Raw genomic sequence first — 24,929 nt, 5'->3', positions numbered from 1 at the left:
AGTTATTTAATTTCAGCCTGATGTATGGGATTTCACACTTTTTTCACATTTCCCATTATGGACTATTTTTTGGCAAAAGTGATCACTTTGCCTGTCCCAGACTCTGCCAATCAGCGATCGCCTGTTCCGTCCATAGCCAATTTTGTGATAACCTCTCAATAGTAAAGTCTGCTGGTGCATTTTGAATCACCATCTGCCGCAGTTTAATCGCTTCCTGTAAATATTGCTGACGTTTATCAGCAGGTTGATTCTTTGCCGATTTATATAAACCCAACGCTAACCCAGCATAAGCCGTCAAAGCCTCCGGTTCTCCCGCTATTTGGGGATATTTCATCGGACCTGAACCTTGATTCTGTTGAGGTTTTAAAGCCAAACTCAGAGACTTAAACCAAGCATCATTAGCATAATTGAGATTATTCTCCGCATAATAGGCAAATCCTAAAGAATTATTATACAAAAGAGAATTTGGCTGATTTTGTACAGCCCTAGCCCAATAACGACGGGCATCATCAATACTATACTTATTATTTTTCGTTTGGACTGACTGCCAAGCCAAACGCCCCCGGAAAAAGTTCACAGATGGATGTTCAGCATCCTGAACAGGAATCAAATTTAAAGCCGTTTCCGCAGCCGCAAAAGCCCCACGATTCAGTAATTCATTAACAGCATCCAACCCAGACCTTAAATTACCTTGACTCAACTGTGCCGTAGCCGTAGCCGTAACAATTCCCGTAGCCGAATTAGCTAAATTAATGGATGGATACTGATTACTCGTAAAATTTTCTCCAGGAACAGGCGGAACATCAGAAGACTTCTGTGCTTGTCGTTGATACCACCACCAACCAATCCCCACAATCATAGTAATTACACCTGCCCCCACCAAACCATACAATAACAATGGTGATTTTATTCGCTGAAAGCGATTACCCTTGGGAGTGACAGGTGAAGGTGATAACCGAGGATTGACCTCACGCTGCTCAAAATTCACAGGAGTTGGCGTAATCTGAGTCGGGACATTTCCCCAATCTAAATTTTGTTTCGTGGGGGCAACCTGCATTTCCGACTGATAATGATGATTCTCCTCGATTAATTCCGCCTTCATACTTGGTTCTTCTGCTTTAGCCACCGGATTGCCAAGCTGACGAAACAAATCAGAAACTATTGCCGAGTCCTCATTATAGCTAGGGTCATCATATTCAATTTCATCCACAATATCACCCCAAGTATCCTCCCCTAGCCAGTCTACCTCCGTCGTTTCCTCTCCAAAATTAGGATTAAAAATATCATCTATAGCCATCACACTTTCTAGATTACTGGCTACAGTAGCATAATTATAACTATTGGTCGGCTTAGGCGGCTGATATTCGTTCAGCAACTCAGAATAGCCAGATAAATTAACTTGTGGTGTCAAACAACCATCAAATTCTCGCTGAAGATACAAAATCGGCAAAGCCCAGTACATCTGTTGAGAACCATAGGCAGAAATTAAACCTTGACGGACTCGACTTACACATAAATCTAAAGCATAGCCCTGACCCAAATTGCGGTAAAACAACTGTGTCAGCGTCAGTGCCACCTCATCAGGGATGCGTTCTGACATCGCCAAAATACTTCTAATTCCTCGTTTTACCAAGCTTTCAGTTAAATTCCTTTCTCCTGAGTCTTCCGCTGCCTCAGACCTCGCCCGATATGCCCCCAAACAGGAGTTAAACACTGCCATTTGAATATTATTATTTACCAGCAGCCCAGCTAAATCATTGCCATTAAGAGTTTCTGTTAAACCAGTTTTTTTACTCACTAAATAAATTTGTCCACCATTGCCACCCAAATTGCTATGACCAGAATAGTGGAGAATATGGTAGTGTCCCTGTTCTAAAGCTTGGGTAAGTTCTTCCCGTCCCGGTTGATCTAGAACAGTCAACTCAATTTCTGGCAGATGATGATTACCATCAGCCATTTTTAATGTTTGGCGGTGGAGTTCTGCCTTGAGATTAATAGCTTCTTGTTTGAGTAAATCCAGCCGGACTAAATCAGTAGGCGCAGAAATGACCATTAACACTCTGATCCCCCGTGCTTCCGGCGACGCGGGCAGATGATGAGTTGGTAAACGCGATGGTGGGGCAATCCCACTTTGGTAACGGGCAAAGGTAATATAAGGACCAGTAGCTAAAGGGCGATCGCCCGCGTGCATAATTTCCCACGGCAACCGCGCCAACCGTGTATCCTTCAGTCCCAATCTTAGCCGCAGCACCTGTTGGTGATTTTGGGCAATACCTTGGGCAGTAATCCAACTATCCCGCAGCGTTCCCTGAAATAACGCATTATACAAATCTTGTCCCAAGGCCACCAAGTTAACAGAGTTTCTGGCTACCATATTCCCCTGCAACACCGACTGCAAAGGATCATCCATTAAATCCCCAGCCGCAGCCAACCACTCAGCCACAGGCCAATGCACCAGTTCTTCTGCCACCGGCACCCCAGGCGCAACTTGTTCCGTCCTCACCAGATAGTCATTTTGCCCCACCGGCGTTGCGGAAAGGTGAAATTCCTGGGTCACAATTTCTGCTCCATAAAACTTAGACAATGCTGATAGCATACATTGCTGTTTATCTCCCGCTTCCACCAAGGTAGAATACTACTTCTTGTCCCCGTCCGTAACTTTCGGATGAGCCAACCGTACAAATCCCTTTCGTACATTCAGCAGGTTATAACCCACATTTAAATCTCCATCCATTGTAATTATATGCCCTAAACATTAACTGTTCTGGCATCGGTAAACATGATCCCGTTCACCCCAGAGAAAGGAATATAGAACAATTAGCAGTATTGCCTTTGAGAATCATGTCATAAGTGACTAATCCCGCCAATACCTTAGATGTATTTTGCCATTCTAATGTTTCAGATGTGTTTAATAAAGGTTTTATACCTATTGGGCTGCCCTCAGTTTATCCGGATTGCTTGATCCCCGTAAAGAACTGTTTATTGGTAGATGCACCTTGATCTTCAATCCCCCTGGTTGACCAAAATTCACTAGGGGTTTTCTTTTTTCATTTTGGTAAATAAAAAACGTTCCTGGGTGACAAGAACGTTTCTAAGCATTTGTAGATAAACTATTAAGTAGATAAGATCCCAACAACCAACTCCCCTACCCAACCACCAGCCACAGGAATTTTTTCGGTATGTGACAAACAGCAATTTTTGGGTAATTTTTTCCGGAGCATAAGTTAAAAACAATGAACAGTTAACAAGTAGATGCACCCTGATAACTAACTTCCCCTAGCTGGCTAACACCTCTGGGGGTTTTTTCTTGTCTGTAATTAGCACCACACAATTATTGCCCTCTACCTATTTTTTTCCGGAGCATCACATAGAACCCTAGAACAATTAACAAGTAGATGCACCCTGATAACTAACTTCCCCTAGCTGGCTAACACCTCTGGGGGTTTTTTCTTTTCCTACCGTTGTCAAAAACCTCTGGTTAGTTGACCCCTGAACTCAAAACCAACTTGTTAAATATAAATTTATCCGGAGGATTGTTATGCACTTGAGAACATTTAATTGGTAGATGCACCCTGATAACTAAACTCCCCTAGTCGGCTAACATCCACTGGGGGTTTTTTCTTAAAAACAGAAACTCAACCTACCCTATCATCAAAACAACTCTCTGGCAATATCCCTACTCAACAAGTTGGAACTTTGGCTAGTCGCACTTGTAGACCGTAATATTAGCTGACACAATGGTGAAGATTGTTGTTTATCGCGCAGCTTTACCACAGAATATAGATCGTGATTGCCTAAATAACAGACTTTCGGATGAGCCAATCTGACAACTTTTTCAGAATCACTTTCATTCCATTGTGATCCTTGGCTCTAGTTTGAGAATGATCACCGCGATAGATAATAGGACTCTTAATTATTTCTTTATAAGATTTGGCATTAATATCTACCGTGTAACCTAACAATAATTGTATAACCTATTCTAGGTTAATATCTCAGTGTTTCAGTAAATTTTAGCTTAACCGACAGAAGCCCCACGTCTCACTCTTAGGACAATTGCCCTAAATGTAAGGTCAGTTTGTGCCGGGATTTGAATGCTTCAATTAATATCAAGAACCGTGGGACACACGGTCTTAAAGCTCAGTCAATGTCCTCATAGAGGAGTCGCTGAGAAGCCCACACTCACCCGTTCGCGTAAGCGTGCCGCAAGGCATAGGGGAGTGTGTGGAGTATGTCACTTAAAAATCTGGTTTTTACCCCCAACTACCTCGGCGATTATCATCTCTTCGGTTATCCTCTCGTGGTTTTGCTTTATTAACTCTCAATTGACGACCCATCCATTCTGCACCATCTAATTCTGTAACGGCTTTATCTTCTTGACTATCTTCTATCATGTCAACAAAGGCAAAGCCCCGCAGTCTTCCGGTTTCACGGTCTGTAGGTAGCACAACTCTTTTGACTTCGCCATAATCAGCAAATACAGTTTTTAGGTCTGCTTCGGTAGCTTGGTAGGAGAGATTTCCAACGTAAATAGTCATTATGTATCACGTAATTTTCAACAAGGGGCAATAGTTCAGACGTAAAACAGACACTTTGCTAGTCTGATTTCAGGGACAACAAAAATTGTAGAGTGTAAACCTTGACGGATAACTGATCTACAATTGGAGATGCCACTAGCCTGAGCATACGCATATCCCTAATATCATAACTGATTATTGCATTGTTCGATGTGTGGTATTTTACAATATCTGATTAAATAGTTTTATATATTCTAGAATTTAAAACAAGTTAATTTTATACTAGGGAATAGGGAATAGGAAGTAATTACCCATTACCTATTCTCTATTGTCAGACTAAACTTTAGATAACTAACAAATTGAGTGATTTAGTCAATTGTAATTTGTTGTGGTCCATTGGTTTTGCCGTTTTGGACTTCTGTACTCAGGTTGCTGGAGCTATTTCCACAACCTTTTTTATTTAACCAGCTTTTGACAGGATCTTCATTCAGGTTGAGTCGCAGGACACCGGAGACGAACCCACCTAAAAATGAAACTGGATGTTGGGCTAGTTCTTGAAATAGGGGCGACAATTCAGTAATAAACATTAGACTCTCCCAGTATTGGTTTAAAAATTATTAATTCTTGATTAATCTTAACAGATTTTGGCTAAGAAGCAACTAGCAACACATTGGATCATATTTGACTGGATGATAGTTACTATTGGTCAAATTATTATGGATATCATTAACCTTGATTTTCAGGCAATATCTAACTAAAATAAACTGTTTGAATTAAAAATTAAATTATGGCAAGTAACTGGGAAAACTTTCTCAAAAATTTAGGTGAATGGCGTGGTTCATTTACTAAAATCTCTCCCAACGGTGAAATATTAGGTTCTACTCCTAGTATTCTAAATTTAGAAGCTGATGATAATAATCAAGCTGTACTTTTTAGATTACGTCGTTTTGATTCTCATGATTATGATAGTCCTCCAATTCAGGATTATCAACAGGAATATCGTTCTTTAGGAAGACAGAATATCTTTTTTGCTACAGGAGCTTTTTCTAAAGGAACATTGCAATTAGCTCCTTTTTCTGAGTTTGGGGCGGAATACGGTTTTGTTGATGATGATCGGCGATCGCGTTTGGTACAATTGTATGATCAACAAGGCAACTTTATTAATTTAACTCTGATTCGGGAATTTCGCAGTTTTACAGATGCTTATGAACGTCCGCAACTGACGGTAGAACAGTTAATTGGTAATTGGCAAGGTAAAGCTCATACTGTTTACTCAGACTTGAGACCATCGGCAACTTATACTACTTCTTTAGAAATTCAAAAAATCGGTGATGGATATTTAGAGCAAAAGTTATCTTTTTCATCTCAAATTATTACTGCTAAAGCTAGGATAACAGGTAATAAACTCATTTTTGAAACGGAAGGTACTACTAGGCAGATTTTGTTATTACCTGATGGAATTTCTAGTAATGTGCCTTTGCAATTGCAATTGAGAAAACCTTTTTTTGTGGAAGCTGGTTGGTTGGTTAGAGAGAATGAACGTCAACGTTTAATTCGGAGTTATAGCGATAAGGGGGAATGGATTAGCTCGACTCATGTGATTGAATATAAAATCTAGAAGATATAGCAGTAAGAACCCCACCCCGCAAGCGAGGAGGGGGCTTTGAAGACGGATTTTATGATGTGGGTGGTTGTTCTGGGAACATACATTTATCTGAGTCACAACCGCTAGGGCCTGCTTCTGATAATTCTCCCAAATCGTAACGACTTAGGACTCCACAGAAATCATCTGTTCTGCGTCGGGTTTTGACTTCTTTAGATAAGCTGTCATAAGTGGCTTTGTCTATGGGCTCAAAGGGGAGACGGGGGAAGGATTGCAAGTCGTCAAATCGGGCTAATAATGCGGCAGAAATGTATCCTTCATCATTTTGAATGGCTTCATAGATGCGTGTTCCCAATAGTTCAACTTCCTCGGAACGGAGTTCTAGGGTGGCTGAGGTGTTATGGGTGACGTAGTGACTTTGGACTTGCATCACAAAGTCCAGTTGCGCTAAGACCGAAAACTGGGAAACTTCTATTTCATCAGCACCGGGTAAGTCAGCCCAAGAGACGGCGACGGGGATTTCGACTAACCATTCTGTACACCGAGGATCAAAAGGATCGTTGAGAAGGTTGCCGTTTTCGTCTTTGTCAGATTGGGAGGGAATAACGTTGTAACCATAGTCTATACAGGCTAGGGCTACGGGGTCGTTTTTACGGAAAGTAATGCGGCGGATGAATCTTTGGGCTTTGGGGGGATGCCAACCGGGTGATGCTCCGGTTAAGAGGGATTTGGTGCCAGCAGGTTGAACCGTAGTACAACGATTGGGGCGTTTGATTTGATGGCGATCGCAATATTCCCACACTACTTTATGAACGACATCTTTCCAGAAGTTGAGATATTTTTGTTCCCCAAGTTTAAAAATAAGTCCTTCAGGAGTTTCGGGTCTTCCTGCTTCCCACCACCGTAACCAATCTGTCCCAAAAGCATGAACAAAGAAGTCAAATAACCCGGTAAAGGATACACCGACAATGGGATCTAATTCCCGGCTGTATTGATAGCGGGGTTCAAGGAATTGGTGATTTAACAGCGCGACGACGGAAAGCGCCCCAGCGGTAAATGCTTCTTCTTGTTCTTTGTAGTTGTCAGGATCAAGTTGGTTTAAGTGTACCTCAGACAAATTACAGTGAAAATTGCTACCAATAATCTCCAGTATTGTTACCCTAGAGGCTTTTTATCCTCTAGTTCTACAGGTTCTATATTCCCTGTAGCTCCGCGTACCTTTTGTACGTATGACTGTAAATGATAGAGAAATTCTTTTCGACTACAGGGTTTTCCCACAACAATTTGGCAGATAGTTCTAATGTCCAAAATGTTATGTTCCTTTTGAATTGAATCCCACAAAGGCTGAAAGAATGCCTCTGACTTTAGCAAATGATTTCCATTCCTGTCTCAAGTGTTCAAATACAAAAGGAGTGGGCTTGATAAGTTGTCTTAAGTCTTTTTCTTGCAGAATAGTAACTTTTACATTGTACTCAGACTGAAAAAGCTGAACTTTTGGCAGGTCATACGTAAAGTTGAAAGCACCCTTGATTTCAACATATTCACCTGTCTCCAACAGGAAATCAGGTTTATACCTGACTTCGTTAGAGAGTGTATGAGTTTTGTGTTCGTATGTCCAACCAATGTTCACATAGTCCAAGTATCTTGCGTAAATGTGTTCAAGACTAGATCGGAGACAATGCTCACCGTAAAAACTTGAGTAGCCATAGAAGCTGGTAGTCATACGTACCCCCACACTCTTGGAGATTTATATTCTAGAAAACAATTTTCATTGCAATCTAGTTTCACTCTCTACGCTGTACGGTGTCAATAGCTTTTTATTTCCATTGATTACCACGGGATTAGCTTCTCAGCTTTCCCCGTATTTGCGGGGTTTTTTACGTGAGGCAAGTATTATAAAGTACCACACGGGTTCAAACCAAACCTACCTATTCTATGTTTTAGCTCATCAGCATCAATTTCTGGATAATATTTTTTTATCCATTGCTCGGCTTTTTCTTGTTCATAAGCTTGCAAAAAGTCTTTTTTAAGTTCTGGTGTATTTAATAAATCAGCATTAGCTCTAGCGACTGCTTCACCAGCCCATTGAATTGCTCCTTCACCGCTGTAATATTGTTTACGTACAGCGGCAATGGATTCTTCTAAGGTTGGTTTGCGGTGAAAGACTCGCGTATGGTTGGCCATTCGCAAAGAATCACGCTCTGGATCTATGCGCCAGTTGCCTTCTGCGTCTTGTTGCCATAAGTTATCTTTAGCAGTTGCGCCTTGTTCATCTTCGGAAACGAACTGACGCATACCCGCGCTTCTACGAATATTTCCTGCAACAATTGTTACAGCAGCTTCATCAATTAATAAGCAGCATTCAACTGAGTTTAATTGTCTGCCTATTGCCTTATTGAGAATAGAGGCACAACGTTGATACAATCCAGGCAACTTCACAGGATTAGCCATGCCGCCAAAACCTTTGAGAGTTTCCCCAGATTGGCGGACATCGCTAATATCAACAATCACCTGAACGTCACCTGTAAAGCGTTCATCCGTAGAAAGTTCTAACAGGGTTTGATAGGATTTTACCCAACCTTCCCGGCTGTCTCCAACGTGGATAATAGCGGTGTTAGCTTCTATATGGGTTTGTGTAAATTCACGACGCTGTTCTTTAGGAGTGCTGCCAATTTCACCTTTGATGGTGATAGTTAGGCGATTACGGATAGGAGGAAGTTGATTAATATACTGTGGTTCAATGATAGCACCTGTGCCGCAGCCCATCATGGCTAGATCCATCATCAATCCAAAAGCACTCCAGTCTACAAGGTTGGTAGAGGTGCAGTTATAAGCACCGGAGAAGTTTTTGGGTTTGGTTAACCAATCTGTGCCACCAACCCACATCCAGCGCCCACTGGGGAGGGATTTCATATTCCGCTGCATCTTGTCTAAAATAGCAGCTTCTTCACGGGTGAGTTTTCCCAGTTCTACTAAACCGCGTAAAGTGCGATCGCACACCTGGTCCCATGTTTCCCTTAACCCTGCCTCTGTCCGGCGGCTGTAGGTTCTAAAAAACACTGGATTGGCTGCTGGAGCAGATTCTGGAAAAGTTACACCCTGACGTTGACGTTCAAGTTCTCGAACCATGATGAAGTATGATTGCTTGTGGACAAACTATGACTATACGCCAAGTAGATTTAGGATTAAAGATTGAAAATTTTCCCACTTTGCGCTATAGCTGAGTCTGTGTCAATTATAACTATATTTTTGTCTTTAGGTTAAGTATAAGACCCTGACAGTGCATTATCAGGGTAATAGAATCTCATAGTTTTACCTGTCAGTTTTCGCGGAATGGGCTATCTATGTAATAGTGCTGTTTGTGTAATTTTTGCGTTGACTATTCATCAAGCAGAGATAGCAAGTAAAGATGCCAATTCATTTGTATTAGTTACAACTTGATTTAATTGCTCACTGAAATAGATAACTTCATAATTAGGTGCAAGTTCTTTTTGCAGTTGTTTCCACAAACTAATCCCTTCTTGTTCAAAAGCTGCTTCTGCTTCTGGACTCAAATCAGGTGAATTGCCAGGATAGTAAAGTCTCAAAGTTTTACCTATAGGTTTAGGAAAGTAGGCTATCTGTGTAATACTGTAATTTGTTTAATTTTTCACTGATTGGTATTAATTAAAAATGTCCCTAGCACCTTGGCGAAGTCTTATTACCCGCGCCCTACATCGTAACCGCAGCCTCGTTTATGCCCGCTATGTGCAACTGGCAACAGTGCGGGAAAATGGTTTTCCTGCTAATCGTACCGTCGTGTTTCGCGGCTTTCTAGACGATACCAACCAGCTAAAATTTATTACCGATATTCGTAGTGAAAAAGCTGAACAAATATCAAAACATTCAGCAGCCGAAATTTGCTGGTATTTTCCCAACAGCAGAGAACAATTTCGGATTACTGGAGAATTAATATTAATAAGTGCTGATTCTCACCCACATTTACAACCTGCGAGAATCAAAATGTGGCAAGAATTGAGTGATGCAGCTATGTTACAATTTGCTTGGCCTATTCCGGGCAACATGAGAATACAAACACCAGAAGCTTTTACACCACCAGCACCAGACAATATTCAGCCATTAGAAAATTTTTGTTTATTATTACTTGAACCAGTAAAAGTAGATCATTTACAATTGCGGGGTGAACCACAAAATAGAAGTATTTATCAACTTGATGAAAGTCAAGAATGGTTGACAGAAGCAATAAACCCTTAATTTTAATTACTAGAGATATTCGATAAACAATGTAGAGACGTTCCATGGAACGTCTCTACAAGAATTTGGGAAAAGGCATCTTTGTATCTTTAGTGTTCACTGTTTAACTTCCTAAATTCCCGCACCATCAAAGAATTCCTGAATCTGTTTATCTCTGATATTACAAAAATTGTGTTCTTTTGGTAATTCATCTTCTGGAAAGAATTTACCAACCAAAACCGGAGTTTTTGAGGAAGTTTGCAAAGCTTGAATTTGTTCTTCTAAGGCTTCAATGCGGTCAACTAAGGTGCGAATTACTTGGGCTTCTGAATCTGGTAAATTACTGTGTTCTAATGGTGCAACGCGGACTCCAGAACGGTAGATAATGCGTCCAGGGACACCGACAACGGTACAACTAGATGGTACATCTCTCAATACCACTGAACCTGCACCAATGCGGACATTATCACCAATTTCGATATTTCCTAATACTTTTGCACCGGCACCAACAACGACATTTTCGCCTAATGTGGGGTGACGTTTACCGCTTTCTTTACCTGTTCCCCCCAAGGTAACACCTTGATAAATCAGCGCGTAGTTGCCGATAATGGCTGTTTCCCCAATTACTACTCCCATTCCGTGATCAATAAATACGCCTTTACCAATTGCCGCCCCTGGATGAATTTCTACACCTGTTAAAAACCGGGCAATGTGAGAAATCAAGCGGGGGAAAAAGGGAAGACCAAGACGACGCAACCAGTGTGCAAAGCGGTGAAATACTAGGGCTTGCAAACCTGGATAACAAAACAAAACCTCCAACCAATTCCGGGCTGCGGGGTCACGTTCAAAAATAATGCGAAAATCGGCACGGAGTCTAGAGAACATTGAGATAGTACCCTTGATAGCACAACAAGCTACTCTCCCATATTATCGTGACTTGGTAATTGGTGATTGGTGATTGGTCATAAAATCCTTATTTTCATAAGAATTATGCAAAATATCGCTCAACCCAACTTATGTTTTCTTAACCTAACTGTATTGCTAAGTAGGTGGACACAATAAAACCAAACTGTGTAAAAAAACGTAAAATCGCTGAAACCTTCTTTACTCTTGCCTTGCTATAACGACAATTTTCAACGCCAACCTACTTATTCATTTTGTTTATCCTTTAATTATGGATATTATCTCGACTACGCTCGATAACCACATGATTCTGATGTTTAATGCAGTTGTAAGAATACTCCACCTTTGAGTGTTCCTGGTTCGCTACTATAACTACTTACTGTCAGGGATTTTAAATTATCAAAAAGTGGCTTACCTAACACTTCTGCAAGCTTAAGCAAAGGTAGTTGGTGTTTTAGAAGATTTTGACTATTTTCCCAGTCTAGATAAATATACCCTTGGTTGGGTTGGGGAATTGTGGCAATACTGTTTTGAAATTGGGGATTTTCGAGGAGAGATTTTTGTTTGTGACTCAAAACTGTTTTGAGGGTTTTTAAGTCGGAACTGAAAATTTCATAATTGTCTAAGGTTGTATGCACTCCTTTAATTTTTGTGTCAAAATTTATGGATGTGTTATTTTCAGTTGTGGCTGTAATTTTTGTCCAAGCTGATATTTTTTGTTGATCTAATGTTAGGGAACTAACGTTTAAACCACTTCTGGTGGCAATATTATTTAAATGTGTGATTCCTGCTGTTAGTTCTGGGGTTTTTTCGCTGATAAATAACCAATGAGGAGTTGTATTTTCTGAAGTGGGTAATAAGGCTAAAGCATATTCTCCCGTTACCCAATTGAAAATATCTGCGCTAAAGTTTAAATTCCAATTGTGTTGGATTTTTGCTAAGGGTTGTAGTAATCGGGCAGTACCATCTTCACTAGAACCGTAAATGCTTGCTGTTACTTGTTTCCACAGTTTCAATACATTACTATTATCTAGTTTACTCAAATTTGTGCCGGCGATCGCTAAAGCTGTTGATTCTGGAATATACTGTAATGCTCCCACAGGTTGAGATAGTGGTGATGATGAAGGTACAATCTGGGAATTTGTTAAAAATGTACTTTCTGTGAGCAATCCTTGGGAGTTGAAAACGAAAGAGAGAATTTGGCTATTATAAGTTGATTCTGCTAATTCTAATCCTTGCCATTTACCAACTTCGGGTAAATTCAAGAAAGTTACCGCTACGGCATTTTTAGAGATTTGTTGGGTAGCTTTTTGATATTCTAGAGAACTAATTAAGTTTAGATCTGGTGCTTGTAAATTATTAATTGCTTCTTTGATAACTTGAGGATGATTAGCCAGTAAAACAAAATTATTAACAACCGCACCAGCTAAATTATTTTGGATTTTGGATTTTGGATTTTGGATGTTTACGTCTGGTGAATATTCGGGATTATCATAAATAAATTTGACACCTTTGTAACGTTCAATTCCTAAATTAGTCCCACTAAAAGCCCGTTGAGAAAATAACAATTCCAAAAACTCACGGCTTTTCTCTGGTTTTGCACTGGCAAGTGCTATTAAATACCCGGTTTGTAGTCCGTTATCTGGATCACGGTCTATATCTATGGTAGTTGTAGCTAGGGTAATTTCATTACCCAACCAGGGTTTAATATCACTTGAATAATCTATATTACTTTTTGCTAGTAGACGATTTTTGAGTTGAGAAAATTCTCCTTTTGGTACTATTTTCTGTAAACCGTCGGGATTGACCAATAATGATACCATTGCTGGTGAGGACTTGGGAACAAATATAGCCGCAGCGGGTTGAGAGTTGCGAACTACAAGACTAACTGGACTTTTTTCCGCAAACCAGGAAAATTTAGCTACGCAAACTAATACAAGCGTGATTATGCCAGCTATAATGAAACCAAGTTTAATATTTTTTGTTAAGTATTGACTGTTCACATTCTTTATATTTTCTAGCTTTTCTGCAAACATGAATAGTATAGGATTTTTTAGAAAAACTGCATGACAAATACATCATTTGATCAACCCTTTTCCGAAATTACTGTTGAGGAACTAGCCAAACGGCTTGAAAATAATGAAGGAACGCTTCAGTTAATAGATGTGCGTGAACCCCAGGAAATTGCAATATCACGGCTAGAAGGTTTTGTCAATCTTCCTCTAAGTGAATATGAGCAATGGAGTCAGCAAGTATCTGTCCGCTTTGATGTTCATGCAGAAACTCTGGTTCTCTGTCATCATGGTATCCGTTCGGCTCAGATGTGTCAGTGGCTAGTTACTCAAGGATTCACCAATGTTAAAAATATTAAGGGTGGGATTTCCGCTTATTCGATTCTAGTTGATCCTTCTGTGCCGCAATATTAGGGAATAGTAGGGGCGCAGGGTCTGCGCCCAGGATTCAGAAGGAATAAACAAGAAAATCCCGCCTCTCTCCTCTACTGGTGCTGTCAAAATTTTGATCAATAGAAAGTAATATTTTGTGACTAAAACCACAGCTTAGGTTGTTGGACTATGAGATAATACTGAAAAAGAGAGAAATTAATCTTCTTTTTTGGGTTTCAGGTGTGTAGTAATGACAAATGCAGCAAATAAATGTTGAAGGTAAATTTTGTGTTTAATTAATACAATATAAGTATATAATCTGCTATCTTACTTTAATTAATAATTAATTCTTTTTTCCGTTTTTGTGGTGAAAACCGCATTTTTTTTGAATTTTGATTAAGATTTGCCTTCAGTAAAAAAATCACTTATGCAAGTTCATCTGACTAATCGGCAACAAAATATACTTTCTGCAACTGTACGTCATTATATTACCACAGCAGAACCTGTTGGCTCTAAGGCTCTAATTGAAGGATTTGATTTGGGTGTTAGCTCGGCTACAATTCGCAGTGTGATGGGTGTTTTGGAAAAATCAGGGTTACTTTATCAACCACATACTTCTGCGGGGAGAATTCCTTCTGATTCTGGTTATCGTATTTATGTTGATCAATTAATTAAACCATCAGAAACTTTAGCGAAGGAGGTAGAAACCGCATTACAAAAACATCTGCATTGGGAAGATTGGAGTTTAGAGGCTTTGTTGCAAGGTGCTGCCCAAATTTTAGCAACATTAAGCGGTTGTATTACTTTAATTACGATGCCGCAAACCACGACGGCAAAGTTAAGACATTTGCAACTGGTGCAAATTGAATCGAAGCGGATTATGTTAATTGTGGTGACGGATAGTTATGAAACCCATTCTAAGGTGATGGATTTATTTTTAGAGAATTCAGAAAATAAACCGGAAGCGGAGGTAATTGATCATCAGTTGCAGATTGTTTCTAACTTTTTGAATACTCATTTAAGAGGACAGAGTTTATTAGAAATAGGCTATCTTGATTGGAGTGAATTGGATCAGGAGTTTAGAGTCTATGGTGAATTATTAAAAAGTTCTTTGGTGGAGTTGACTCACCGCGCTCTAGCACCAACAACTACACAAATTATGGTACGAGGGATTGGAGAGGTTTTACGACAACCAGAGTTTTCCCAGATACAGCAGGTACAGACAATTATGCAATTGTTGGAAGAGGAACAAGACCAACTTTGGCATTTAATTTGTGAGGATGCAGAAATGGATGATGCTAATAAGTCTAAGGTAACGGTGCGGATTGGCACAGAAAATCCTCTTAAACCAATTCGGACTTGTACTTTGATTTCGGCTATTTATCGGCGGGGTTCTGTGCCTGTGGGAAGTGTGGGGGTTTTGGGTCCAACTAGGTTAGACTATGAGAGTGCGATCGCTGTAGTTGCAGCAGCAGCAGATTATCTCTCGGAAGCTTTTAGTTAATTTCCCTAAATTCATGTTGAGAAAAATCACTTTTGGTCTATTATGGCTAGGATTTGTTTCCTATGCCTTTTTCTTTGCTCCTCCCGAACAGCCTGATACTTTTGAGTTAATTAAAAACCTCTCTACAGGCAATTGGCAAGGCATTAATCCTCTGATTATATCTTTATTTAATATCATGGGAATTTGGCCTTTTATATATAGTGCAGTAGTCTTTTTTGATGGTAGAGGTCAAAAAATCCCGGCTTGGCCATTTGCTAGTGGTGCTTTTGCCTTAGGTGCATTTACGCTTTTACCATATTTAGCTTTACGAGAACCCAATCAAAAGTTTATTGGTGAAAAAAATTTATTTCTGAAAATCCTAGATTCCCGCATTTTGGGAATTTTATTAACTATAGGTGCGGCACTTTTATTTGCATCTAGTTTACAAGGAAATTGGGGTGATTTTGTCCAACAATGGCAAAATAGCAGGTTTATTCATGTGATGAGTTTAGATTTTGTGATGTTGAGTCTATTGTTTCCCACATTATTAGGAGATGATATGACGCGACGAGGTTGGAAAGGTAATCAATTATTTTGGTTATTTGCAATGCCTTTATTTGGAGCTTTGATTTATTTGTGTGTGCGTCCACCTGTGGAGATAGAAAATAAAATAGGGAGTTGAGAGGCCAATAGTCCTCTAACTCTGAATTATCATTCTGTCAACCTATATCTCCAAAAATGGGTTAATCTTGAATGTATTCCGGTAATTTACTCTGGTCATCTTTTCCTGGATACCAAAATGAATAATAATAATCTGGAGGATTGTTTCCAGTTTGCACTATGAGTTTAAAGGCAGTTTTATTTGATTTTAATGGTGTCATTATTAAAGATGGACTAATCCATATCCAATTGATAGATGAGATTCTTGTACAGGAAAATCTCCAACCTCAACGGGTGCAGGAACGTCAAGCCTTTTTAGGGACAGGTTCTCGCGCGTATCTGCAAAATCTGTTAAAAAGTCGTGGTAGGGTGGTGACGGAAGCTTATATGATGCAGTTACTCACCCGCAAAGCTCAAGCTTATATGTTGGAATTGGAGAAGCTGGAAAAATTGCCTTTGTATTCGGGAATTGAAGATGTGATTTTTCAGATTCGTTCCCGTCATCTCAAAATGGCGTTAGTTAGTGATGCTTTATCCCTAGAGATAGGAATGGTATTGACATCTGCTAAATTAGCTGAATACTTTCCTGTGATTGTGTCTGGAGATGATATCAGCAGCAATAAACCTAACCCCGAAGGTTATTTGCTTGCGGTTGACAGGCTAAATCAGGCATATCCAGAATTAGATATCCAACCTGATGAGTGTTTAGTGATTGAACATACTCCGGCAGGTATACAGGCAGCTAAACGCGCTCAAATGCAAGTAGTGGGAGTAGCGAATACTTACCCTTTCCATATGCTACAACGTCAAGCTAGTTGGACGATTGATTATCTGATTGATTTGGATTTACAACGGGTACAGGAAGTTTTTTCGGAAAAAGATGTGAAATCTATTGTTCCTGAGTGCTAACATATAATATGTATGTCAGAGTCGGCAGTTTTTTGGCACTTACAAGGGGAATTAGCTCAGTTGGTAGAGCGCTGCGATCGCACCGCAGAGGTCAGGGGTTCGAGTCTCCTATTCTCCATTTGCACTTTTGTCACTTTCAGGGACGGTCTGAGTGGCATTAAAAAGAGTTTCTAATCTTATGGTGTCGGTTAAATCTCGTCCTTTGGGGATTCGAGCGGCTAATTTTTCTGTGAGACGTTGAATTTGGATTTCTACTTTGCGGCGAAGTTGAACGAATTTATCGAGATTTTCTATTTTATTGCTAATTTTACAGCCATTTTTGAGTAAATAACTAATGGCACAACGAGTTAAATTATCTTCTGTATTACTGTAAGCATCGAATAAGTTTTTTGATATATTGCGTTCGCGTAGCGTGCGCTCCGCGCAATCGCTATCTGAAGTTGGAGATTTTTTTCCTTTTTTAGTCTTTTTACCTTTCTCTGGTTGAGTTTCAGCAGGATTTTGGGGAGCAAATTGAGCCAATATTTCCGTAGATTTAGTCTGAAGTACATCCATTATATGTATTGATGATGACCTTTTGCCACTGAGAATCAATGCGGTGTTTACCTTTGTCAGTACGTTGAGTGGTTTGCAGTCCGGCTAAACCTTGTTCTTCCCATTTTTTAACCAGTCTGCAGACTGTTCGGACTGATTTACCCAGTTTTGCTGCTACCTCCCTTTGTCTTTCTCCGTCGCCACAAAACATTACGGGATTAAGCACAATACTTAACCCCGTAATGTTTTTTAATTTTAAATTTCCTGGAGATAAATATCGTGTGTTCAGTTACAGTTATTTTGCCACAAATTAAGCAACAATAAGGATTCTTGAATTCAATTCTGAGTCGGTGATGCTTTTCTTGATAACTGATATGTAGCCCTTTATATAAAAATTATGTTGCGGTTTTATGAAACCTCGAATTATTGTTTGTGGATTAGGACGTACCGGATATAAAATCTTTCGCTTACTCAGACAACAGGGGGCTTTGGTAGTAGGTATTCATCGCAAACCGGTTTCTGGTGAATCGGCTGCTAATGTAATTGTTGGTGAGTTACACGCAGCTTCTACTTTGCAAGCGGCAGGAATTACAGAAGCACATACTTTGGTAATTGCAACTTCTGATGATGCCTTGAATTTATCAATTATGATGCAGGCACGGGTGCTTAATCCCCAAATTCGGATTATTAATCGGTTTTATAATACGAATTTAGGTGAACGTCTTGATCAAACTTTGTCCAATCATTTAAGTATGAGTGTTGTGGGTTTGGCAGCACCTGTATTTACTTTTGCGGCTTTGGGGAATAAGGCTATTGGTCAAATTAAGTTACTTGAGCAAATTTGGCCAATTCAAGAGGAATATATCCACGAAAATCATCCCTGGAAAGGAAGAAAAATTAGTGATTTATGGGAAGATCCCACAAGGATGCTGATTTATTATGTGGCTGTGGAAGGCAAGCTAAATTTAGTATCTGCGGTGCTTTTGGAACAACAATTAAGAGTAGGCGATCGCTTAATTATTGGTACTCAACCTCGCATTCGTCCCCAACGTAAATCATTAGTCAGAAAATTGGTAAAAGTCTTTGCCAATATTCGGGAGTTTCAGAAACACGCCCAATCAGTTGTGGGCATGGCAATTGCTTTATTCGTAATTATTTTAATATCCACTTTTACCTATGTTGCTAATAAACATAGTATCTCTTTTATTGATGCTTTATATTTTGCTGTTGGCATGATTACGGGGGCTGGTGGTAATGATAAGGTGGTCGAAAATGCACCAGACAGCATTAAATTATTTACTATTGTGATTATGCTAATTGGGGCTGCGGTCATTGGGATTTGGTACGCGATGCTGACGGATTTTATCCTGGGTAGTCGCTTAAAACAATTTTTGGATGCGGCAAGAATTCCTCAACATCATCATTATATTGTTTGTGGTTTAAGCGGTATTGGCATTAGAATTGTTCAACAATTGCACCTGAGTGGCCATGAAGTAGTTGTAATTGAAACGGATGCTAATAATAGGTATGTGACTACTGCTAGAGGGATGAGTATTCCGGTTATTCTTGCTGATGCCAGTTTTCGGGCTACTTTACAGGCAAGTAATATTAACACTGCTACCGCAGTTTTAGCTGTTACTAATAATGATGCGACTAATTTGGAAATTGCCCTCAAAGCTAAGTCTTTAGCGCCGACGATTCCTGTAATTGTTAACTATGCTGATCCTGATTTTGCTGGTATAGCACAACAGGTATTTGATTTTGAGGCTGTATTTAGCCCGGCTGAACTCGCTGCTCCGGCTTTTGCTGCGGCTGCTCTCGGTGGTAGGATTATTGGTAATGGCATTATTGCTGATAATTTATGGGTAGCTTTTGCAACTACTATTACACCAATACACCCTTTTTGTGATGAGTGGGTGAAGGATGTGGCTAAGTTTGCGGATTTTGTGCCTTTGTATGTGGAAATCAACCATGAAACTGTACAAGGCTGGGATTTACTGGAAACAATTCTCGCTCCTGGAGATGTGCTGTATTTAACTATGCCCGCTAATAGGTTAAATCAGTTATGGCGAGAAGAAGGAAAGGGTATTGGGGTTTAGTTGATTTTTTTATTTGATGGTAGTTCTTCCTTATTAGGACTACAATATCAGATTCTCAGCGCCAAGTCAACACTTGATTGGGAATTGGGAATTGGGAATTGGGAATTGGGAATTGGGAATTGGGAATTGGGAATTGGGAATTGGGAATTGGGAATTGGGAATTGGGAATTGGGAATTGGGAATTGGGAATTGGGAATTGGTGAAAACTATTCTTCCTCCTGAACTCCTGAACTCCGAACTCCGAACTCCGAACTCCTGAACTCCGAACTCCGAACTCCGAACTCCGAACTCCGAACTCCGATTAGTACAACTGACTACTGACAACTGACTAAAAATGATGGTAAAGAAGGTAGAGGACGATATTTTATGGCTAGGCTACGCATTAGCTTAGGCTTAACCTGATGATATTAAAAGTTTCTAGGGTTAAACCGGAAAATTGTCAGATGTTCGCTATGGTATTGCCAAGAAACAAGCTATGTAATGATAATGCCATGAACAAAACTGTTGAAGTCCATTCCAGTGTATCGGCACTCGTTCAACGGGCGCTAGAATTGATACTGTCGAAAGCAGAAACTGCTATTAGCAAACGGGGGCAATTTACAATTGCTTTATCAGGTGGCAGCACACCAAAACCTTTGTATGAGGCGATAGCTAATCAAAAGTTGCCCTGGGATAAAATTCATGTATTCTGGGGAGATGAGCGTTATGTGCCAGCCGATCATCCTGATAGCAATGAACTGATGGCGCGACGTGCATGGTTAGATCAGGTGGCTATTCCCCAGGGGAATATTCATGCTATCCCTACTTTATCTGCTAACCCAGAGGTAGATGCAGCTAAGTATAACCAGCATCTGCAAACATTTTTTAATTCGGCATCGGGAGAGTTCCCAGCATTAGATGTAGTTTTACTGGGAATGGGTGATGATGCCCATACTGCATCTTTGTTTCCCTACACGGAAGCTCTCAAGGTGAGCGATCGCTTAGTTACAGTTGGTAATAAAGATGATAATCTTCGCATCACTTTTACTTACCCCTTTATTAACGCGGCTCGCAGTGTGATTTTTCTGGCTGCTGGTGCTAATAAAAGACCGGCTTTAGCCCAAATTTTTGCACCGGTAGCGGATGATTTCGCCTATCCATCACGGTTAATTCGTCCCCAAGGAGAACTCTACTGGTTGCTAGACGCAGCGGCTGGTTTGGAACTCTAGCATTGACTATGATTTTTGAGATTTGGTTGATTGAGATGATGAAGAATCATCACCAATGATCAACCTGTTCTCACTGTAAGTAATTTTTAGCATCACTAGCTAAAGTTACTTATGTGCTTGTCAGTAATATTTTTACAACGACCTTCACTAAGGCTTAAATCCATGATCGTCTGCCCTAATTGCAATCATCCTAACCCAGACGGCGCTGTTCAATGTGAAGCTTGCTATACGCCGTTACCAGCTACAGCTAGTTGTCCTAATTGTGGAGCAACTGTACAATCAGATGCCGCTTTCTGTGGTCAGTGCGGTTACAATCTCCATTTTGGCGTTACTCCCGCAGTCGCCCCAAGAGTTGCTGTTAATCCTGTATCAGCGCCAGTGGTCGCTCCTGACTTAATGATGCAACTGTTACAGCCTGATGTGTTGGAAATTGCGCCACCAGCTAATCCGACCGTATCTGCACCTGTAGCTGTAGTTCAGGAACAAGCTGTTTATATTCCTTCTGCACCTGTACCTGTAACGCCAGAACCAGAAGTTTATATTCCGCCTGTACTGACTCCTCCACCTGCACCTACACCTGAACCTGTGGCTGTAGTTCAGGAACAAGCTGTTTATGTTCCTTCTGTACCTGCACCTGTAGCACCTGAACCGGAAGTTTATATTCCGCCTGTGCTGACTCCTCCACCTGCACCTGTAGCACCTGAACCGGAAGTTTATATTCCGCCTGTATTGACTCCTGAACCTGTGGCTATAGCTGTAGTACCCGAATCTGAGCCTTATATTCCTCCTGCTTATGTACCCCAGATAGATCCTATATCTATTCCTGAAGTTACCCCAGTCGCACCATCAGGAAAAGTGGCAAATACTCAATTACAACAGATAGTGGCACGGTTATTCCATGTTCAAGCTAATCAGGAAATAGAATTACCACAAAATCTCTCGGTTGTGCATATTGGTAAGCCTAATGATCGTGTTCCCCCAGATATAGATGTTTCTGGATTTGCAAATTCCGAGATTGTTTCGCGGATTCATGCAGATATTCGGATTGAGGGAGATGCTTGTTATATTGAGGATGCAGGTAGTTCTAATGGTACTTACATTAATAACTTACCTTTATTACCAGGTAACAGACATCGCCTCCGTCCAGGCGATCGCATCAGCTTGGGTAAGGGAGATTTAGTTACTTTCTTGTTTCAACTTTCTTAAGAACAGGGAACAGGGAACAGGTGACAGTGAAGAGGTAAGAGGAAAGAGGTAAGAGGTAAGAGAAAAATATTCTCCCTTGCTCCCCTGCCCCTGCTATCATCACAACAGGTTATTAACTCTTGTTGCTAGTTATCCCATAAACTATATAACTAGCAACTTGGGTAATAACATGATTAATGATACAGAATATATCAGGCAAGCTGAAGCTAATCGCGTAGAAATTCTCAGCGAAGCACTACCTTACATTCAACAATTCGCTGGTCGTACCGTTGTGGTTAAATACGGTGGCGCAGCGATGAAGGATAGCTCCCTCAAAGATAAAGTGATCCGTGATGTGGTGTTCTTATCTTGTGTGGGCTTACGACCGATTTTAGTGCATGGTGGTGGTCCAGAAATTAATAGTTGGTTGGGTAAATTAGGAATTGAAGCACAGTTTAAAAATGGTTTGCGCGTAACCGATGCACCAACAATGGATGTAGTAGAAATGGTGTTGGTTGGGCGGGTGAATAAGGAAATTGTGGCTTTGATTAACCAAGCTGGGGGAATGGCTGTAGGGCTTTGTGGTAAGGATGGTAACTTAATTACGGCTCGTCCTCAAGGTGATGAAGGGATTGGTTTTGTGGGGGAAGTGAGTAATGTCAATATCAAAATTTTAGAAACACTTGCTAGTAATGGCTATATTCCGGTGGTTTCCAGTGTGGCGGCGGATGAGACTGGACAGGCTTATAATATTAACGCTGATACGGTGGCGGGGGAAATAGCCGCAGCTTTGGGAGCAGAAAAGTTAATTTTGCTAACTGATACCAGAGGAATTTTAAAAGATTATAAAGACCCTTCTACCTTAATTCCGAAAGTAGATATTCGGGAGGCGCGGCAATTAATTGCTGATGGTATAGTCAGTGGGGGGATGATTCCTAAAGTGAATTGTTGTGTGCGATCGCTTGCTCAAGGAGTCAAAGCTTCACATATAATTGATGGACGCATTCCTCATGCCTTATTGTTAGAAGTATTTACAGATGTGGGGATTGGAACAATGATTCTGGGTTCTCATCAGTCGAAACAATAATCGGGATTGGGGACAAATTACAGCAAAATTAATTTAGTAAAACCCATAGCCCGCCAGGGAATCAATTCCCTGTCTAATAGCTCAAGTCATCTAAAGATGACTAAACATAGCCCAAAAATTTTAAAATTGTTTAGTAAACTTTAGTTTACTTTAGCTATTAGCCCGGAACTTAAGTTCCGGGTGGGTGTAGAAACTAACAGATAAGCCATTCAAGCTATTGAATAAAAACCAACAACTGACTAATGACCAATGACTACAGAAAATTTAGAACTCGCTAAATCGTGTTTCCAAATTGGGATAACTGCTTTTGAAAATGGTCAATATCGGGAATCTGTAGAAAGTTTAGAAAAAGCCAGCACCCTATTAGGAAAAAATACCCGGTTTGCTGGGGAAGTAGAAATTTGGTTGGTGAATGCTTATGAAGCTGCGGGACGTTCCGAAGAAGCGATAAATCTTTGTCAACAACTCGGTCGTCATCCCCATTATGAAATTCGTCAACAAGCAAAGCGCCTACTCTATATTTTAAAAGCTCCCAAACTGAACAGACCAAAAGAATGGATGACAGAAATTCCTGATTTTGGTATAGTTTCTGATAACAAATCCAAAATAATTGTCACTTCCCAACCGCAAAAATCCACATCTAAACCAAAACCTGTAGAACGAGAATACATTGACTTGAGTACGGTCAATACTAAAGACAATAATTTCGTTTGGGTAGGTTTAATTTCTGTTGGTTTGATAATTTTCTATTTAGTTTGGTTAAGTTTTTAGTAAATCAGGAGAAATTTACTCATGAATGTATTCACTTCCATCAAGATTATATCACATTTAATAAAATCTGTGTTTTCTTTAATTAGCAAAATTGGAAAATTTACCAAAATAAAACCTATTGTATTTATGGTAATATTTTCTTCATTACTATTATCTGGTTGTGTTAAGTATGATTTAAGGGTGAACTTTAACAGCACAAATAATGGTGAATTAATACAGTATATTCAGTTATCAGAAAAAATTACTATTTTTAGTGGTGATTATCTCTCTGAATGGTTAAAAACTTTAGAAAATCGAGCGCGAACATTAGCTGGTTCGATAGAGAGAGTTTCAGCATCAGAAATTATTGTTAAAATTCCCTTTACCAGTGCGAAGGAATTACAAGAAAAATTTACTGGCTTTTTCAATACTCGCACCTCTGAGGATAGTGATGGTTCGGAACTGGCAAATATTACCTCTACTTTAGTTGCAGAAGATAGGAATTTTTTCCTATTCTCCAGAAATCATTTAGTTTATGATTTAGATTTACGTTCTTTGGCTATGCTGACGACTGAAGGTGGTAGTTCTCTTGTCAATCTGGACTTTAGCTTACGGACACCTTGGGGAATCAAGAATATTCAAAATGATGAAAATGCTATCAAACCAGAAAAGCATGGTAATCAACTAATATGGAAGCTTAAAGCAGGGGATATAAATCATGTAGAAGTAGTGTTTTGGTTGCCGAATTTTCTGGGAATTGGGACTTTGTTGATTATCGGTTTTGTGTGGTTGGGATTATATCTGAGATATACGTTATTACCAAGTCCGAGTATTCAGTTAACGGTGAAGGAATTGTAAGATATTCAGAATATTTCCTGAAAAAGTTGGGTTGAGAAAACCCAACTTTGTATATTCAACTTTCCACATTGTTATTTTTAAGTAATTCTAAATATTTTAAAGCTTTATTTTTAGATAAAATTTTATCAGTTTCTACTTCTTCCATTAGTTTTGCTAATCCATAATTTTCTAATATTTCTTCTATTTGTTCAAATTCGGTAATAGGAATTTGTACAGGAATTGGTTTTTGATTTTGATATAAAACACAATTCTTATTGATTTGTAGCATTGATTTAACTCCTAAATCATTAGGTAGATTATAGCATATTGTCTGAATCAGGATTTCCAAGATTTAAGGATTTACAGGATGGGGTTATTTTTTGATAGTGTATATGTGTTTTAATTTGGGTCAGTCCATTTACATTCAAAAGTTTTATCAAGTAATTTCTTTAAACTAATAACCTTGATATTTTCGTTGTGTATTTCACCTGTATTACTTTCAATGTTAATAATTTCATACCCTATATCTTTTAATTCTTC

Annotated in this window: 23 protein-coding genes, 1 tRNA gene and 2 pseudogenes; 14 read left to right on the top strand and 12 right to left on the bottom strand. The window is 39.7% G+C overall.

Features of this window, described 5'->3' with window-relative positions:
* Positions 1-82 precede the first annotated feature (82 nt).
* The 3 genes from hetF to CA730_RS03500 form a co-directional block, all read right to left on the bottom strand.
* On the bottom strand, positions 83-2,557 hold the full coding sequence (hetF, locus tag CA730_RS03520) for a cell division protein HetF (protein WP_096671257.1): 2,475 nt from the start codon (positions 2,555-2,557) through the stop codon (positions 83-85).
* A 1,693-nt stretch (positions 2,558-4,250) separates the two neighbouring features.
* Entirely contained in the window at positions 4,251-4,535 is a 285-nt protein-coding gene (locus CA730_RS03505; RefSeq protein ID WP_096664034.1) for an RNA recognition motif domain-containing protein, read from the bottom strand.
* Between the two features lie 347 nt (positions 4,536-4,882).
* Complete coding sequence (locus CA730_RS03500) at positions 4,883-5,101, bottom strand: hypothetical protein (RefSeq protein ID WP_096664031.1); 219 nt, start codon at positions 5,099-5,101, stop codon at positions 4,883-4,885.
* A gap of 200 nt (positions 5,102-5,301) precedes the next feature.
* Here CA730_RS03500 and CA730_RS03495 point away from each other — a divergent pair, with 200 nt between their 5' ends.
* Positions 5,302-6,132: a DUF3598 family protein gene (locus tag CA730_RS03495; protein WP_096664028.1), complete on the top strand. Its 831-nt coding sequence runs from the start codon at positions 5,302-5,304 to the stop codon at positions 6,130-6,132.
* Between the two features lie 58 nt (positions 6,133-6,190).
* Here CA730_RS03495 and nrdJ (CA730_RS03490) read toward each other — a convergent pair.
* From nrdJ (CA730_RS03490) to CA730_RS03475, 4 genes and pseudogenes are all read right to left on the bottom strand, one after another.
* Positions 6,191-7,264 (bottom strand): annotated as a pseudogene (gene nrdJ, locus CA730_RS03490) (ribonucleoside-triphosphate reductase, adenosylcobalamin-dependent); the annotation flags it as partial.
* Positions 7,265-7,429: 165 nt separating this feature from the next.
* Complete coding sequence (locus CA730_RS03485; protein ID WP_096664025.1) at positions 7,430-7,840, bottom strand: PDDEXK family nuclease; 411 nt, start codon at positions 7,838-7,840, stop codon at positions 7,430-7,432.
* Positions 7,841-8,013: 173 nt separating this feature from the next.
* A pseudogene (gene nrdJ / locus CA730_RS03480) lies at positions 8,014-9,246 on the bottom strand (ribonucleoside-triphosphate reductase, adenosylcobalamin-dependent); the annotation flags it as partial.
* A gap of 257 nt (positions 9,247-9,503) precedes the next feature.
* Positions 9,504-9,704: a hypothetical protein gene (locus tag CA730_RS03475; protein WP_330221282.1), complete on the bottom strand. Its 201-nt coding sequence runs from the start codon at positions 9,702-9,704 to the stop codon at positions 9,504-9,506.
* 85 nt (positions 9,705-9,789) lie between these two features.
* Here CA730_RS03475 and CA730_RS03470 point away from each other — a divergent pair, with 85 nt between their 5' ends.
* Positions 9,790-10,371 carry an Npun_F5749 family FMN-dependent PPOX-type flavoprotein gene (locus CA730_RS03470; RefSeq protein WP_096664022.1) on the top strand — a complete coding sequence of 194 codons (582 nt, stop codon included), beginning with the start codon at positions 9,790-9,792 and terminating at the stop codon, positions 10,369-10,371.
* Between the two features lie 111 nt (positions 10,372-10,482).
* Here CA730_RS03470 and cysE read toward each other — a convergent pair whose 3' ends face one another.
* On the bottom strand, positions 10,483-11,235 hold the full coding sequence (gene cysE / locus CA730_RS03465) for a serine O-acetyltransferase (protein ID WP_096664019.1): 753 nt from the start codon (positions 11,233-11,235) through the stop codon (positions 10,483-10,485).
* 335 nt (positions 11,236-11,570) lie between these two features.
* The gene (locus CA730_RS03460) at positions 11,571-13,289 is read right to left on the bottom strand and encodes a DUF3352 domain-containing protein (RefSeq protein ID WP_096664016.1); all 1,719 of its coding nucleotides are present in this window, start codon (positions 13,287-13,289) and stop codon (positions 11,571-11,573) included.
* 30 nt (positions 13,290-13,319) lie between these two features.
* On the opposite strand from CA730_RS03460, the gene CA730_RS03455 reads away from it, so the two are divergent.
* From CA730_RS03455 to CA730_RS03435, 5 genes are all read left to right on the top strand, one after another.
* A complete protein-coding gene (locus CA730_RS03455) occupies positions 13,320-13,679 on the top strand; it encodes a rhodanese-like domain-containing protein (protein ID WP_096664013.1) in 360 nt (119 codons plus the stop codon).
* A 385-nt stretch (positions 13,680-14,064) separates the two neighbouring features.
* Entirely contained in the window at positions 14,065-15,141 is a 1,077-nt protein-coding gene (hrcA, locus tag CA730_RS03450; RefSeq protein ID WP_096664010.1) for a heat-inducible transcriptional repressor HrcA, read from the top strand.
* Positions 15,142-15,154: 13 nt separating this feature from the next.
* A complete protein-coding gene (locus CA730_RS03445; RefSeq protein WP_096664007.1) occupies positions 15,155-15,802 on the top strand; it encodes a DUF2834 domain-containing protein in 648 nt (215 codons plus the stop codon).
* A gap of 158 nt (positions 15,803-15,960) precedes the next feature.
* A complete protein-coding gene (locus tag CA730_RS03440) occupies positions 15,961-16,689 on the top strand; it encodes an HAD family hydrolase (RefSeq protein ID WP_096664004.1) in 729 nt (242 codons plus the stop codon).
* Between the two features lie 45 nt (positions 16,690-16,734).
* A tRNA-Ala gene (locus CA730_RS03435) sits at positions 16,735-16,807 on the top strand.
* On the opposite strand, the gene CA730_RS03430 is transcribed toward CA730_RS03435, so the two are convergent.
* Together CA730_RS03430 and CA730_RS03425 are read right to left on the bottom strand one after the other, a co-directional pair.
* Positions 16,798-17,244 (bottom strand): hypothetical protein, encoded by a 447-nt coding sequence (locus CA730_RS03430; RefSeq protein WP_197705497.1) that lies wholly within the window; start codon positions 17,242-17,244, stop codon positions 16,798-16,800. The genes CA730_RS03435 and CA730_RS03430 overlap by 10 nt on opposite strands.
* Positions 17,225-17,449: a helix-turn-helix domain-containing protein gene (locus CA730_RS03425; RefSeq protein ID WP_231939964.1), complete on the bottom strand. Its 225-nt coding sequence runs from the start codon at positions 17,447-17,449 to the stop codon at positions 17,225-17,227. Before CA730_RS03425 ends, CA730_RS03430 begins: the two co-directional genes overlap by 20 nt.
* Positions 17,450-17,633: 184 nt before the next feature.
* Between CA730_RS03425 and CA730_RS03420 the strand changes: the two genes are divergently transcribed.
* The 7 genes from CA730_RS03420 to CA730_RS03390 all read left to right on the top strand — a co-directional run bounded on the left by CA730_RS03420 (position 17,634) and on the right by CA730_RS03390 (position 24,410).
* A complete protein-coding gene (locus CA730_RS03420; RefSeq protein WP_096664001.1) occupies positions 17,634-19,322 on the top strand; it encodes a potassium channel family protein in 1,689 nt (562 codons plus the stop codon).
* Complete coding sequence (locus tag CA730_RS03415; protein ID WP_096663999.1) at positions 19,323-19,544, top strand: hypothetical protein; 222 nt, start codon at positions 19,323-19,325, stop codon at positions 19,542-19,544.
* Between the two features lie 269 nt (positions 19,545-19,813).
* The gene (gene pgl / locus CA730_RS03410) at positions 19,814-20,530 is read left to right on the top strand and encodes a 6-phosphogluconolactonase (protein WP_096663996.1); all 717 of its coding nucleotides are present in this window, start codon (positions 19,814-19,816) and stop codon (positions 20,528-20,530) included.
* Positions 20,531-20,692: 162 nt separating this feature from the next.
* A complete protein-coding gene (locus CA730_RS03405; protein WP_096663993.1) occupies positions 20,693-21,736 on the top strand; it encodes an FHA domain-containing protein in 1,044 nt (347 codons plus the stop codon).
* A 169-nt stretch (positions 21,737-21,905) separates the two neighbouring features.
* The gene (gene argB, locus CA730_RS03400) at positions 21,906-22,802 is read left to right on the top strand and encodes an acetylglutamate kinase (RefSeq protein ID WP_096663990.1); all 897 of its coding nucleotides are present in this window, start codon (positions 21,906-21,908) and stop codon (positions 22,800-22,802) included.
* A gap of 249 nt (positions 22,803-23,051) precedes the next feature.
* Positions 23,052-23,573: a tetratricopeptide repeat protein gene (locus tag CA730_RS03395; RefSeq protein ID WP_096663987.1), complete on the top strand. Its 522-nt coding sequence runs from the start codon at positions 23,052-23,054 to the stop codon at positions 23,571-23,573.
* A gap of 126 nt (positions 23,574-23,699) precedes the next feature.
* Positions 23,700-24,410, top strand: coding sequence for a DUF3153 domain-containing protein (locus CA730_RS03390; RefSeq protein WP_231939963.1), 711 nt, complete (start codon positions 23,700-23,702; stop codon positions 24,408-24,410).
* Positions 24,411-24,465: 55 nt separating this feature from the next.
* On the opposite strand, the gene CA730_RS03385 is transcribed toward CA730_RS03390, so the two are convergent.
* On the bottom strand, positions 24,466-24,678 hold the full coding sequence (locus CA730_RS03385; RefSeq protein ID WP_096663981.1) for a hypothetical protein: 213 nt from the start codon (positions 24,676-24,678) through the stop codon (positions 24,466-24,468).
* Positions 24,679-24,929: the final 251 nt, after the last annotated feature.

The organism is Dolichospermum compactum NIES-806 (genome assembly GCF_002368115.1).
In the GTDB taxonomy this organism is placed as follows: Bacteria; Cyanobacteriota; Cyanobacteriia; order Cyanobacteriales; family Nostocaceae; genus Dolichospermum; species Dolichospermum compactum.
The sequence above is the reverse complement of the archived record's forward strand: the minus strand, read 5'-3'. Positions and strand labels throughout refer to the sequence as shown.